8 protein-coding genes are annotated in these 15800 nt (G+C 28.1%); 7 read left to right on the top strand and 1 reads right to left on the bottom strand.

Going from position 1 to position 15800, the window contains the following annotated elements:
• Positions 1-26 precede the first annotated feature (26 nt).
• Positions 27-1544, bottom strand: a complete 1518-nt coding sequence (gpmI, locus tag D2845_RS00190; protein ID WP_110858165.1) for a 2,3-bisphosphoglycerate-independent phosphoglycerate mutase — start codon at positions 1542-1544, stop codon at positions 27-29.
• Positions 1545-1770: 226 nt separating this feature from the next.
• On the opposite strand from gpmI, the gene D2845_RS00185 reads away from it, so the two are divergent.
• The 7 genes from D2845_RS00185 to D2845_RS05865 all read left to right on the top strand — a co-directional run bounded on the left by D2845_RS00185 (position 1771) and on the right by D2845_RS05865 (position 15514).
• Positions 1771-4482 (top strand): DUF885 family protein, encoded by a 2712-nt coding sequence (locus tag D2845_RS00185; protein WP_110858166.1) that lies wholly within the window; start codon positions 1771-1773, stop codon positions 4480-4482.
• Positions 4483-4873: 391 nt separating this feature from the next.
• On the top strand, positions 4874-7606 hold the full coding sequence (locus D2845_RS00180) for a DUF885 family protein (protein ID WP_110858167.1): 2733 nt from the start codon (positions 4874-4876) through the stop codon (positions 7604-7606).
• Between the two features lie 245 nt (positions 7607-7851).
• On the top strand, positions 7852-9183 hold the full coding sequence (locus tag D2845_RS00175) for a BMP family ABC transporter substrate-binding protein (RefSeq protein WP_110858168.1): 1332 nt from the start codon (positions 7852-7854) through the stop codon (positions 9181-9183).
• A gap of 276 nt (positions 9184-9459) precedes the next feature.
• Positions 9460-10779 carry a BMP family ABC transporter substrate-binding protein gene (locus D2845_RS05870; protein ID WP_110858169.1) on the top strand — a complete coding sequence of 440 codons (1320 nt, stop codon included), beginning with the start codon at positions 9460-9462 and terminating at the stop codon, positions 10777-10779.
• A gap of 5 nt (positions 10780-10784) precedes the next feature.
• The gene (locus D2845_RS00165; RefSeq protein ID WP_231992783.1) at positions 10785-12545 is read left to right on the top strand and encodes an ABC transporter ATP-binding protein; all 1761 of its coding nucleotides are present in this window, start codon (positions 10785-10787) and stop codon (positions 12543-12545) included.
• 102 nt (positions 12546-12647) lie between these two features.
• The gene (locus D2845_RS00160; RefSeq protein WP_110858171.1) at positions 12648-14573 is read left to right on the top strand and encodes an ABC transporter permease; all 1926 of its coding nucleotides are present in this window, start codon (positions 12648-12650) and stop codon (positions 14571-14573) included.
• A complete protein-coding gene (locus D2845_RS05865; protein ID WP_110858172.1) occupies positions 14573-15514 on the top strand; it encodes an ABC transporter permease in 942 nt (313 codons plus the stop codon). Before D2845_RS00160 ends, D2845_RS05865 begins: the two co-directional genes overlap by 1 nt.
• The last annotated feature ends 286 nt before the right edge of the window (positions 15515-15800 follow it).

Below are 15800 nucleotides of genomic sequence, written 5' to 3'. Positions count from 1 at the left end.
TTATTAATAAATCAAAAAAAATTAATTTAATTATTTTGAAGTAAACTTTTTCCATTCATTTCATTTGGAATCTCAAAATCTAAATAATCCAAAATCGTTGGTGCAACATCAGACAGTGAACCATTTTGAAGTTTGATTTTTTTATCTGAGCAAATAAACATCACTGGACTTGTCGTGTGCTTTGTCGCTGGTTGGTTATTTTTATCTTCGGTTATTTCAGCATTACCATGATCAGCCGTAATAAATCAAGTTACTTCATTTTGATTTTGTTGCACATAATCATAAATGCGTTTAAATTGCGCATCAAGAAACTCAATTGCTTGAATTGTAGCTTTTAAATTTCCAGTATGCCCAACCATGTCTGGATTAGCATAATTCATAATCACAAAATCAAATTTCTCTATATTGTTTAATAATGCATCTGTGATTTCTTTGGCTGACATTTGGGGATAATCAGCAAACGACTTAGCTTTAATACTATCCACTAAAATGCGTTTTTCATTTGGATATAAAATCTCTTGACCACCATCCATAAAAAAAGTTACATGCGCATATTTTTGTGTTTCAGCTAATCTTAATTGACTTAAATGATTTTTTGAAATCACTTCACCTATAGGATTAGTTATTTTCATTTCTTCAAAAGCAACTAATGACTTAATTCCTTCATATTTCATCAATGAAGCAAATAAGTTTATTTTAATTTGATGTTTTGGTCCATATTGATATAAATCACTGTTTAGAAGTAAATGACTTAACTGTCTTGCACGATCTGGGCGAAAATTAAAAAATAAAACATTATCATTATTTTTTAGAAATAAACCATTTTTATTTTGTGCTGGATAAATAAATTCATCATAGATTTTATTTTGATATTGATTATCAATATATTCAGCAAGATTCAAATAAGTATTTGTGCTTTTACCTAAAATTGCTTCAAGTGCTAATTCATTACGTTCAAAAATTTGGTCACGATCCATTGCATAAAAACGACCCGAAATGCTTGAAATTGGATAATTAAATTTTGCTGATAATTCCTCTAGAGTTTTTAATGAACTTTTTATTGATTGGGGTTTAACATCACGACCATCACCAAAAATGTGAATTGAAACATCTTTTAACCCTTTTTTGTTTGCTAGTTTAAGAATTTCAAATAAATGCTTATCTAGGGAATGGACACCACCATCACTTAATAATCCCATTAGATGTAAAGTTCGTTTGTTTTTAATTGAATCATCAATGATTAAATTTAAAGCTTCATTGTCATCAAATTTGTTTGTTTCAATTGCATTGTTAATTAATGAAAGTCCTGTATAAACAACCCTTCCAGCACCAATGTTTAAATGTCCAACTTCTGAATTGCCAATTTGGCCTTTTGGTAAACCAACAAATTCACCGGAAGCTTCTAAAACTGCATTTGGATAGTTTTCAAATAATAAATCAAATGTTGGATGCGAAGCTTGTGCATATGCATTACCTTGAATTTCTTTTCTTAATCCAAGTCCATCAATGATTGTTAAAATAATTTTTTTGCTTTGATTTTTCATAATTTTCCTTAAAAATTAGTTTATTAAACTAATTGGTTTTAAATCTAACTAAATTATAATAAATAAAATTAAACATCTTTATTTAATATTGCACTTTAAATGACTTTTTTAGATATAAACTTTAGCATTTAAAAGCAAAATTCCCAATATAATTAATATCGATCAAAGAAAATAGGATCAAAGAAAAAGAGTAAATTTAAATAAATAAGATATAAAAAGGAATAATATGTCGCCAAGTGCAAAAAAAGGTTTAATTACAACAGGAATTATTTCGGCAACGCTTGCAATTCCCGCTGTTTTTACCTTAATTCCCTATGGAATTCAAAAGGGTTATTTTAAAACTGATAACTTAATTAAACAATTTAAAGAAAGTGAAAATGAATTTGCAAAAATTCATGGTCAAAAGAAATTAGAAATTGAAAACAAACAAAAAGAATTAGCACCATTAATTGAAAAATACGACAAAATTGAAGAAGAAAAAAAGGAAACCGAAGGTAAGGGATTAAAAGAAAAAATTGCTAAAATTGAATCTAAAATTGCTGAATTACAACAAGAATATCAAAATGGAATTTTTGAAATTGTTTTACCTCATTTAGAAAAAATTGCTAGATATGCTAATGCCAAAGATGATGCGGATGTTATTAAATACACAGCATCATATATCGTTACTAAATATAAACAATTCAATCTGCAATTAAAAAAATTGGGAGAAAAAATTGATCTAAATTATCCAAATAAAAATGAAGCAAATCAAATTGCTAACTTTTATAATGATTGAATTGCATCATTTAAAGAAATTAATAAAAATAATTTAAATGTAACTTCAACAGCCTGAGTTAGTGGGCTAAAATATGAATGAGAAATTGCTAATAATATTTATTCATCAGATCTACGTTTAGTTGGAGCATTTTTAGAATGAGGTTTATCAGCTGCATACCCAGCAAACACATTTTATGGGACATTTAATAAATTTGTTGGTGATAAAGCTGAAAAAGTTCAAAGAAATCTTGAAGAAGGAATTGAAAAAGGAATTATTTTATCAAAAGTTGTAATTAAAAATAATATCCGTTCATTCTTAGCTGCATTTTATCAAGATGAATTAAAAGAATTTTTAAGCAATGCAGCAGACAATAAAAGTGTTTTGGATATTATTAAATTAAGCAAAAAAATTGATCCCAAAACTAAAGCATTCCATGAATTCTATGTATCTAAATATTATCAAGCAGCAAAACATGGATTGGGTGAAGATATTAAAGAACTAAAAATTTTAAGAAATAATTCAATTAATGAAATTGAAGACACAATTGAAATTGTTGGTGAAAATGGGCAAGTTCAAAAAATATATGGATTAGGCTTAACACAAAAAGATCTAGACGCCAAGGGCGTTGGACTTAATGGAATGACAATTCAAAAACAAAAATCAGCAAATGAAAAAGTTTATTCACCAATTTTAAAATTATCAACAACCTCAAATGATTCATCACAAGAAGTTTTCAATTCTGGTTATGAAACAACCAAAACAGCAGTAAAAAATATGGAAGCAGCTGCCAAGGCCGTTGCCAAGTTAATCACTGGTGAAGACAGTGGTGCATGAGAGCCAACTATCCAATACAACTCTAAAGGGGTTAATGGAAGTGAAACTAAACAAACAAAAGTTAAAATTCGTGATGTAAATGGCAATATTGATATCTCTGAATTTAACAAATGAATGAATCAGGAGGATTTCTTCTTTGGACGTGAAACTCATGATTACTACACACAAGAAAAGAAAAATGAACTATTAAAAGATAATAATTTAAAAGATGCTATTGAAAATCTGAATAAACTAGGTTACTCACATTTAAAAGATTCGAATGCAAAATATGGAACAATAACAAATGAAAAATTTTATTTTGGAGCCTTAGAAGCCTTCAAAGCCTACCAACAATTTAGAGAAACAACAATTAATGAAGGCTTTAGTTACTTCCCACAAAATGTTCCAAAATATGGAATTACTGTTTATAGATTTGATGAACGTACTGGTTCTGGTGTTGGGGCTTATAATGGCGAAGTTCAATCCGAAGAAAAGACTCAAGGATCATTTATTTTTAATCCCGATCCATACTATGGTCTTCCAAAATGATCAGTAACTTCATTTGCTAACCATGAAAGTGTGATGGGACACCACAACCAAATTTATTATGCTAAACAATTCCTAAAAACAATTGATGATCAAACAATTGGAAACATCTTTGATTACACATCATACATCGAAGGATGAGCATTATTCATGGAATGATTTGGAATTGAAGCAGGACTATATGGTGAACCTGATTTTGAAAATGAAGATTACTATGCAATTCCAAAAGATTTCAAGAAAGCAAAAGGGATAACAAACTTCATCAAAGCTACAAAAGCTGAAGAAGTAACTGATAATGAAATCAAACAAATGAAAGATTTACATGGTGGTGTTTATTGAAATCTAATTAAACCTGAAAAAGTAAATAATAATGACAAAGAAATCACCCTAAAAGCTGCTGAACTAGCTAACATCCTTCAATACTACGGTGCTCTAAATGAAGCACAATTGCGTAACATGAGACGTGCTGTTGATACAGCATACCATGGGGATATTAAAGGTGAAAGCGATCTACCAAAAGATCCATCAATTTCTGATATTAGAAACTTCTTAAAAAATAATTCAGCTTTAGGAGTTGGAGATATTGCTGCTGAATCAAAACGTTATTTAAATCTTCCTGGTCAAGCAACATCATATAATGCTGGTAAAGAAGAAATGTTAAAACTATATGATAAAGTTAGAAAATCAAAAAATCTTTCAAGAAAAGACTTTGTTTCAAATAAAGAAAACATTAAAGAATTTTTAAATCTAATTTTAGAAACAGGGGCATTGCCACTTGATACATTGAAAGAAATCATTGAACTACATTACAATTTATAACTAAAAAATAAAAGAATAATGAGAAGAAAGAAAAATTCTTCTCATTTTATTTTTTAATAAAGTTCAAATACAATAATGAAATTAACAAATAATTTAACATAAAAAAATAGAATCATCTTAGATTTGTTTTATAATAATTTATTATAAAATACAAAAAATAATCATATTGATATATAAAACAAACCTTTTAATTTAAATAATATAATAGAAATAAATTTTGAACTTTAAGTCTAAATAGTGAACTTAAGGTTTATAAAAAACTCAAAAAAAGAAAAGTTTAATCAGTTGAGCATTTACTCATGGTTAAATGTTTTTGTTTTTAGAATATCAATAAATTCAATCATTAAAAAACAAATAAATTACAAATCAAATAATAAATATAAGGAAAAATATGCCATCAAAAATAAAAAAAGGGTTAATTGCAACAGGTATTGTTGCAGCAGTCATTGCAGTTCCTGCAGCATTAACTTTAATCCCATATTCAATTCAAAAAAGTGCTTTTAATAAAATCATTGCAAAAAACAATGAATTGATTGAACAATACAAAAAAAGTGAACAAGAATTCCTTGTTAAATATAATGAAAAAAGAAAGAGAATTTCAGAAACAAAAAATGAAATAGCAGCATTAGAAGATGAATATAATGAAAAAATAAATCAAGAAAATCCAAATCAAGAAGAAATTAAAGGATTGCAAGAGCAAATTGCTAAATCTAAAGAAAAAATTCAAAAATTAGAAAATGAATACCAAGAAGGAATTTTTAAGTTTGTTCTTCCTTCATTAGAAAAATTAGCAAGAGAAGGTAATTCAAAACACACTGAAGACATTATTAAATATACTGCTTTATATATTGTTAACAAACATAAGCAATTTAACACGAAATTAGAAGATTTAGGCAAAAGTGTTGATTTATATTATCCAAAAGAAGAAGAAGCAACCCGAATTTCAAGATTTTATCAAGGGTGAATCAATGAATTAAATAAAATTAGCAAAATTAATTTAAATGTGACCTCAACTGCATGAGTAAGTGGTTTAAAATATGAATGAGAAATTGCTAAGGATATTTATGCATCAGAATTACGATTGATTGGTGTTTTCTTAGAATGAGGAATTCCAAGTGCTTATCCAGCAAACATCTTTTATGGAACATTTAATAAATTTGTTGGTGATAAAGCTGAAAAAGTTCAAAGAAATCTTGAAGAAGGAATTGAAAAAGGAATCATTTTATCAAAAGTTGTCATTAAAAACAACATTCGCGGATTTTTAACTGCCTTTTACCAAGATGAACTACTTAATTTTTTAAGAAGTAGAGAAAATGAAAAAACTGTTTTAGATATTATTAAATCTAGTACAAAAGTTGATCCTAAAACCAAGGCATTCCATGAATTTTATGTTACTAAATACTATCAAGCATCAAAACATGGATTGGGTGAAAACATCAAGGAATTAAAAATTCTAAAGGAAAATTCAATTAATGAAGTTGAAGACACAATTGAAATTCTTAATCAAAATAGAAGAATTCAGAAAATTTATGGTTTAGGATTAACCAAAAAAGACTTAGATGCAAGAGATGTTGGTTTAAGTGGTATGCCAATTCAAGGTAAAAAAGAACAAGGGCAAAGACTATATGACACAATTTTAAAATTGTCAACAACCTCAAATTATTCATCACAAGAAGTCTTTGATTCAGGTTATGAAACAACGAAAACTGCCTTAAAAAATATGGAAATTGCCGCTAAAGCAGTAGCAAAATTAATCACTGGTGAAGACAGTGGTGCATGAGAGCCAACTATCCAATACAACCCTAAGGGGGTTAGTGGAAAAAGAGTAAATAATGTTCAACTAAAAATTCGTGATGAAGAAGGTAACATTAATCTTTCTGAATTTAACAAATGAATGAACCAAGAACAATTTTTCTTTGGCCGTGAAGGCAAAGAATATTACAATCAAGACAAAAGAAATGAATTATTAAATGACCCAAATTTAAAAGAATCAATTGCAAATTTAGATAAATTAGGATATGCCCATTTAAAAGATTCAAAAGATCCATATGGCACAATCACAAATGAACAATTTTATTTAGGAGCCCTAGAAGGATTTAAAGCATATCAACAATTTAGAAAAACAACAATTGATGAAGGATTTAGTTATTTCCCAAAACAAGTTCCTAACTATGGAATTACAATTTATGAATTTAAAGATCGTGAAAAATCTGGAGTTGGAGCTTACAATGGTGAAAGACAATCTGAAGCAAATACTTTTGGATCATTTATCTTCAATGCTGATCCATACTATGGTCTTCCAAAATGATCAGTAACTTCATTTGCTAACCACGAAAGTGTGATGGGACATCATAACCAAATTTATTATGCTGAAAAATTCTTAAAAACAATCAATGGTCAAACAATTGGAAATATCTTTAATTATACTTCATACATTGAAGGATGAGCATTGTTCATGGAATGATTTGGAATTGAAGCTGGATTATATGGTGAACCTGATTTTGAAAACAAAGATTACTATGCTAGTCCAAAAGATTTCACCAAAGCAAAAGGAATAACAAGTTTCATCAAAGCTAAAAAAGTTGAAGATGTAACAAAAGATGAAACCAAACAAATGAAGGAATTGCATGGTGGTGTTTATTGAAACTTAGTTGCTTCAGTCAAAAAAATTAATAATGAAAAAGAACATACCCTAAAAGCCGCAGAATTAACAAACATTCTTCAATACTACGGAGCTTTGAATGAAGCTCAATTACGTAACATGAGACGTGCTGTTGATACTGCATACCATGGTAATGTTAAAGGTGAAGCTGACTTACCAAAAAATCCTTCAATTTCAGACATCAGAAACTTCTTAAAAAACAATTCAGCATTAGGGATTGGAGATATTACAGCAGAATCAAAACGTTATTTAAATCTTCCTGGTCAATCAACTTCATATAATGCTGGTAAAGAAGAGATGTTAAACTTATATGACAAAGTTAGAAAATCAAAAAATCTTTCAAGAAAAGACTTTGTTTCAAATAAAGAAAACATTAAAGAATTTTTAAATCTAATGTTAGAAACTGGTGCACTACCGCTTGATGCACTAAAAGAAATTACTGAATTACATTACAATTTATAATAAAAAAATCCAAAAAAATGAGAGGAAAAAAATTCTTCTCTTTTTATTTTTTAATTAACAAATAAGTAAATTTAAATAAAGCTAAAACCCAAAATCAAAACAAAGATTTCTTATTATAAAACTAAGATTATCGCAATAGATTATAATTAATAATATATATAACTAAATTATAAATTTGAAATTACTTATTGATATTACTCGCATAATAATAAAAATTAATTTTGTATTTAAAAAAGGAGCAAAAATTGAAAAATAAAATATTTAAAAAAATAGGATTAATTCCTATTATCATTGCTTTTGGAGCAATGCCATTAATTGCTGCAAGATGCAATAATTCCAAATATTCGCATCCTAAAGCACCAAAACAACCAATTGCTCAGGTTGAGATCAATGAAAAATTTAATTTAACACCTGAACAACTTAAAAATTTTGATAAAAAAATTATTTTGATTACAGATAGTGGCGATTTAAATGACAAAGCATTTAATCAATCTAGTTGGGAAGGATTATTACATTTTGCTGATATTCAGTCAAAATTAAGCCGAGACAAATATGGAGCACTAGAGATTAAGGATCATAAATTTGATGAAGTATATAATCAAGCTTTAAATAAAGGTTACAACATATGATTACTATCTGGTTTTAATCATAAAGACCGAATTAGAAGTTGAATTGAAAAAAATATTGAAGAAGTAAAGAAAAATAAAATTATTTTTATTGCCCAAGATTTTTCAAATAAAGATGCTAATGGTATTAAAGGACATAGCATTTATCAAGAATTTGATACCAAAGAAGCTTCATTTTCAGCCGGATATGCTGCTGCTAAATTCTTATCAAATGAAAAAGATAAAAAAGATCGAACTTTTGGTACGTTTGGTGGAAGATCTGAGGAAGCTGTCACTGATTTTATTGAAGGATTCATGAAGGGTGTATACTGATGAAATAAAGATGCAACAGAAGATAAAAAAGTTTATATCACTTCCCCTGAAATTGATCTAAGTTCAGGTTTTGACACCGGGACGCAAATGGATACAGTTATTAGTAAGATTCTTTCACAAAATCCAAAAATGGTTTTACCTGTTGCAGGTCAAGCAGTTGGAGTAATCATTGCAAAAGAAGAAATGAAAAATAAATATGTCATTGGTGTTGATACTGATCAAGCAATTGCTGCGCAAGGAAACAAAAAGGAATTATTTTTTACATCAATAACAAAAAGTTTAGGTCAAGCAGCATATGATGCGATTGCAAAAGTTGCCACTTCACAAGAAGCAGATTTATCAACTAATCCAGTAAATGAATTAGGTGGTTTCCAATTTGGTGTTTTGGATGGTTTCCAATTTGAAGGTTTTGAAAAAAAATGGGTCGATATCACTAAAACCTACATAGGTGATAAAACTAAAAAAATGCTAGCTGATGAAGCTCTTGCTGCAGGAAGAAAAGAATTTGATAAACTAAATGAAAATGAAAAAAAATGACTAAAATCTAAAAAAGCATTATTCAATGATGATACTGAATTTAAAAATATTCAAGAATTATTAAACAAACTTGCTAAAGAATTACTTTTACCAAAAAATTAATTGAATCACTCAAACTCAAATTATTAAATGAAATGTTCAATCTTAATAATTTTAATGAGGAAAATTTAAAATTTTTTTCCTCATTTTATTACTTGATAAAACCAAATAAAAATTAATCTTAAAATCAAAAAAATATTAAAGTAAAAACTAAATAACATTGGTTTTATTTCTAGATAATGTAAATATATTATAATAATGTTAAGATAAGAATTAAACACTTATCATAAAATAAAAAAAATCTAATTTTTAGATTGAAAATTAGATTGGGAGGACAAATTGAAAAATCAAATACTTTTAAAATTAGGATCAATATCAGCATTAGCTATAATCGGATCATTACCACTTATAGCTGCAGGATGTAATAATTCAAAATATTCACATCCTAAAGCACCTAAACAACCTGTTGCAGATGTTAGAATTGATGAAAAATTTAATTTAACACCTGAACAAGTTAAAAACTTTAATAAAAAAATAGTAATGATTACAGATGGTGGCGATATCAATGATAAAGCATTTAACCAATCAACATGAGAAGGGTTATTAACTTTTGCTGATATCCAAGCAAAATTAAATCGTAGTAAATATGGGGTTTTAGAAGTAGAAAACCACAGATTTGAAGAAGCATATACCCAAGCTTTATCAAGTGACTATAACATATGAGTGTTACCTGGTTTTCTTCACCAAAAACATATAAAAAGTTGAATTGAAAAGAATATTCAAAAGGTAAAAGAAAAAAATATTATTTTTGTTAGTCAAGACTTTACTACCAAAGACACAATAAAAGGATACAGTATCTACCAAGAATTTGACACCAAAGAAGCAGCATTTTCTGCCGGGTATGCTGCGGCTAAATTCTTATCAAATGAAAAAGATAAAAAAGATCGAACTTTTGGTACATTTGGTGGCGGTGATTTCCCTGGAGTTACTGATTTTATTGAAGGGTTTATGAAGGGTGTATATTGATGAAATAAAAAAGCTAGTGAAGACAAAAAAGTATATATTACTTCATCAGATGTTGATTTGACTTCAGGTTTTAAAACTGGAAGTACAATGGATACAGTTATTAACAAGATTCTTTCACAAAATCCAAAAATGGTTTTACCTGTTGCAGGACCAGCAACTAATGTCTTAATATCAAAAGAAAACATAAAAAATAAATATGTTGTTGGGGTTGATGCTGATCAAGCAATTGCTGCACAAGGAAACAAAAAGGGATTATTCTTTACATCAATAACAAAAAGTTTAGGACAAGCAGCATATGATGCAATTGCAAGAATTAGTACTATTCAAGATTTATCAAGTAATAAAATAGGCGAACTTGGTGGTTTCCAATTAGGAAAAGAAGATGGTATTCAATTTGAGGGGTATGCTAAAAATTGAGTAGATATCACAAAAACATACATTACTGATGCTAATAAAAAAACTTTAGCTGAAGAAGCTCTAAAAGATGGAAGAAAAGAATTTGATAATCTTGATGAAAATACAAAGAAATGATTAAAATCTAAAAGAGCACTATTTGAAGAAGAAGAAGATCATAAAACTGTCGGAGAATTATTAAACAGACTTGCTAAAGAATTACTTCTACCTACAAATTAATTATTATGTATGCTGTAGAATTTAAAAACATAACTAAGGAATTCCCAGGAATTGTTGCAAATGATAATGTCTCTTTTAAGGTTAAAAAGGGTTCAATTCATGCGCTAATCGGGGAAAATGGGGCTGGCAAAAGTACATTAATGTCAATTTTGTTTGGACTGTATGAACAAACAAGTGGTGAGATATTAATTAATGGTAACAAAGTACTTTTTTCTGGACCAAATGATGCTAATGCATTAGGTATTGGGATGGTTCATCAGCACTTCAAATTAGTTAATGTATACACAAACCTTGATAACATTATTCTTGGTGAAGAATGAACTTCAGGATTAGGTGTTATTAATCGAAATATTGCTATTAAAAAAATTAAAGCACTTCAAAATAAATACAATTTATATTTTGATTTGTTTCAAAAATCTGGTGAAGCAACGGTTTCCACACAACAAAAAGTTGAAATCATGAAAATGCTTTACAGAGGAAATGATATTTTGGTTTTTGATGAACCAACTGCTGTTTTGACAGATGAAGAAATTCAAGGTTTACTTAAATCTTTTAAAATATTTAAAAAAGCAGGTAAAACAATAATTTTCATTTCACATAAATTAAAAGAAATTGAACAAGTTGCTGACAATGCAACTGTCCTTCGTTTAGGAAAAGTGGCTGGAAATTTTGTGATGAAAGACACGCCATTAGACGATATTGTTTCAGCAATGGTTGGTAACAAAGTAGTACAAATCAAAAATAATACAAAAGCTCAAAGAAAAAAAGTTGTTTTTTCAATTAAAAATCTATCAACACAAAAACTTAAAAAAAATCTTAATAACATTTCTTTTGATGTTCATGAAGGTGAAATTTTTGCGATTGCCGGGGTTGATGGCAATGGGCAAAATGAATTAGAACATATCGTTAGTGGAATGGTTAAACCTTATAAAGGTTCAATCCATATGCAAACTAAGAATCCAAAAACAAATCAATATGAATTCAAAGATATAACAAATATTGATGCATATAAACGAAGTATTAATCATATGGCATACATTCCAGCTGATCGGCACCATCATGGGGTAATTCTTGATTTTACAATTCAAGAAAACTCAATCATCCGTCGTCTTTGGGATAAACAATTCCAAACACATGGGATTTTCAAAACCAAAAACATTAATGCTTTTACAAAAGAAATTATTAAAAATTATGATGTAAGAAGTGCAGAAGGTCCAAAAAGTATTGCTCGATCATTATCGGGTGGTAATCAACAAAAATTTATTGTTGGTCGGGAAATGATGTTTGAACATGATTTTATTTTAATTGTTCAACCAACAAGAGGAATGGATATTGGTGCAATTACTCATATTCATTCGCAAATTCTTGAAGAAAAGAAAAAAGGTAAAGCAATTTTACTTATTTCATATGAATTAGATGAAATTTTAGCTTTAGCTGACACAATTGCTGTTATTAATGAAGGAAAAATTCTTTCAATTAATGATGCTAAAAATATTAGTCGTGAACAAATTGGTAAATTCATGTCTGCCTCATCAACAACAATTGAAAACTGATTTAATCCAGATGATATTGATGATTCAAAACTATCTTACATTGCATTTATTAATAAAAAATATGAATATGAAAGAGAAAAATTGATTTTAAAAGAAAAATCAATTCATTCAAGTTTATTAATTGCTAAAAAAGCAAAAGATGTTGAAAAAAATGAAATTGAAGAGTTAAAAATAAATATCTTCAAACAAAAAAAGATCGAAAAGAGTTGCTAAAAAAATACAAAGAAATTCTATTTGAAGCAAAAAACTCATTTGACATGGTTTATGAGAACTATAAACTAAATTTAATAAAAACAGAAGGAGGTAAAGCAAGAAATGACAAAGTCTAAAAATAAAACTCCTAATGCTTTTAGTAAAATCTCAAAATGAGCATCCGATTTTATTAAAATGGATAAAACTAGGTCAGCAGGAAGAAAAATTGCTTCTTCACTATGAGCACTATTTTTTGGAATGCTATTAGCTTATATTTATATTGCAATTAGTAAGGGTGTTGGAAAAAGTATTTTTGTAAACCCGTTTGCAATATTCAAAGCTATTGGTCAAAGTTTCAATTCATTAAATCAAGAAACAATTTTAAAATATTTTTTAGTATTTGGTTTTAGTGCAATTGCATGTGCCCTAAGTTTTAAAGCCGGATTATTTAATATTGGAATACCCGGGCAGATGATGGTGACAGGGATTGTAAGTTTTTCAATCTTTATTAAGTTTCGTTACAACAATGAAGCTCCTATTCCTGTCCATGTTCTTTTGATTAGTTTAATTTTCTCAATTGCTGTTGCATTTATTGTTGGATTAATTTCTGGAACCTTAAAAGCATATTTAAATGTCCACGAAGTTATTTCAACAATTATGCTTAACTGAATCATTGTTGGTTTTGCAACACTTTTATTCAAACAAACATCCGCACCAGTAATTTGAAATGGTCTTAGTCCCGAACAAATAAAATATTATTTCGCTGATAATTTAGATGGTGTTGTCCCTGGTTTTGTGACAATTAGCAAAAGTGCAAGACAAGGATTTGTGATTGCTGGAATAATTGGGTTATTTGTTTTAGCATTTTCAATTGCATTTGTTTTTAATTACACAAGTTTAGGGTATAAAATTAGAATGCAAGGTATTTCAAAATCAAATGGAAAGTATATTGGTGTAAATGATAAAAGAATTACAATGTTTGTTTTAGCAACCTCAGCTGCAATTGCTGGATTAGCAGGATTTTATTACTATGTTGCTGTAAGTACCCCTGTTTTCTCAGAAATTTCACAACCACTTACTTTAGGTTTTGAAGCAATTGCAATTAGTTTACTAGCACTAAACTCACCAATTGGATCACTTTTTTCATCATTATTCTATACAGCAATTTATACATCAAATTCAAATCTACAACTAGATCCGCTATATTTTGAACCATATGATATTCAAGTTATTACCTCAATAATTTTATATATGGCAGCAACATCAATCATGTTTGTTAACTTCCAACCAATTAATTATTTCAAAAGAAAAAGCAAATTATGAAGTGATAAACGTTATTTTGCCAACAAAGAACTTGAAAAACTCAAAAGAAAAAAGATTAATTTAATCACAAAATATAAAAACAAAGTTCATCATCTGCAAATTAATGCTAATGCTAAAAATTATGAAAAATCTATTCAAAAGCTAAAACATCTTCAAGAACTATTTGCAAAGAAATTAAATAAAGTAAATCTCTCAATTACTAAAGCAAAATTGAAGTCAGAACAAGCAAATAAACTTTTTGAATTAGAATTTCAATTACATATTGCAAAGAAAAATAAAAATCAAGAAGAAATCACAAAAATTAAAAATGACATCAAAAATCATCATTTATTTACAAAAAAAATCTTAAACAAAGAAATAACGACTGATTTTATTGATGAAGAAATTAAGGAAAAAATTACATTAAACAAAGAAGAAAATTCACAAAAAGTTCAAATTAAACTATTGCGTAAAGAACTAGCTTCCTTAACTGATAAACATTTATCATTTGCAATGAATTACAAAAATACAGATGATGAAACAATTGAGTATTTTGAAAAAATTAATCAAGAAAAAAATCGAATTAATACACAATTAAATTTATTGGGTGTTGCAACTAAATTTAATAATAAACAACAAAGAAAAGCTGCAATTAAAAATAATAGTTTTGAATTCAAAAAAATCTATCAACATATCATTTTAGAACGTACAGAAATGAAAAAATACGCTAAGGGAGGTCAAAAATAATGGCACTAACAATTGACATTTATACAAAACTATTAGTGTTCTTTTGTATCTTTACCCTTGGTGCAATTGGTGGAATGTTTTCAGAAAAAGTTGGAATTGTCAACATTGGTATTAATGGGATGATGGTAATTGGTGCTGCAACATATTTAGTATTTACTGATATCATTGCCAAATCAACAGGAACACAAGAACAAAGCGGATGATGACAAATTCCTGCCACTTTATTTGCTTCATTATGTGCAGCCGCATTTGCATTGTTACATGGTTTTGCAACCATTAAATTAAAAAGTGATCACACAATTTCAGGGTTTGCAATTAATTTATTAGCATTCGGAGTTGCAATTATTCTTTTAGACTTCTTTGGAAATGGAAATAAAAAACCAATTATGGGTGTCATTGAACTCAAATATGCGATTGAAACAAGCGCGCAAAGTGTCGAAATTATTTCATGAAAAATTGTTATTACGATTCTAATTGTTGCTCTTGGAGCATTCGCATTGTACAAAACAAAATGAGGTTTAAGATATCGTAGCATTGGTGAAAATCCTCAAGCTGCCGATGTTGCTGGAATTAATGTTTATAAATACAAATGAGAAGGAGTCATTATCTCAGGTGCAATTGCTGGTGTTGCTGGAGCAATCTTTGCCCAAGCATTTCCCGCTTCATTCCAAGGTGATGTTCGTGGTTATGGTTATTTAGCACTTTCAATTATGATTATGGGACAATGAAATATCTTTATTATCACTGGTGTTTCATTCGTGTTCTCATTCTTATATGCACTTTCTTTCTCATCAGGAGCATTTATTACTGAATTAGTTCCATACTCACCACTATTACAAATGACACCATATGTGTTATCAGTAATTGTAATTATGATTATGTCCAAACGTTCACGTGCCCCTGAAGCAAATGGAATCACGTATGACAAGTCAGTAAGATAAAAAAATTAAAAGTTTATTTAAAATAAAAAAAATAGTAAACATAGACCAAAAAATATCATGGTCTATGTCCTAAATGAAAAGTTCAAGTGCAACACTGTTGCATTTGCTTTTTTTATTATAAATTAAATGTTTCTATAACTTATTTTTTTGTTTAAAATGAAAAAATATTTATTATTTTTTTGAATCTAAATTCAATTTAAAGAGTTTTATTATTAAAACTAAAATTTGAAATACTCAAAAAACTGACATTAGTCAGTTATTATTTTTTTTAGTTTGATTTTATCAA

The organism is Metamycoplasma alkalescens, from assembly GCF_900476125.1.
GTDB lineage: Bacteria > Bacillota_I > Bacilli_A > Mycoplasmatales > Metamycoplasmataceae > Metamycoplasma > Metamycoplasma alkalescens.
The sequence above is the reverse complement of the archived record's forward strand: the minus strand, read 5'-3'. Positions and strand labels throughout refer to the sequence as shown.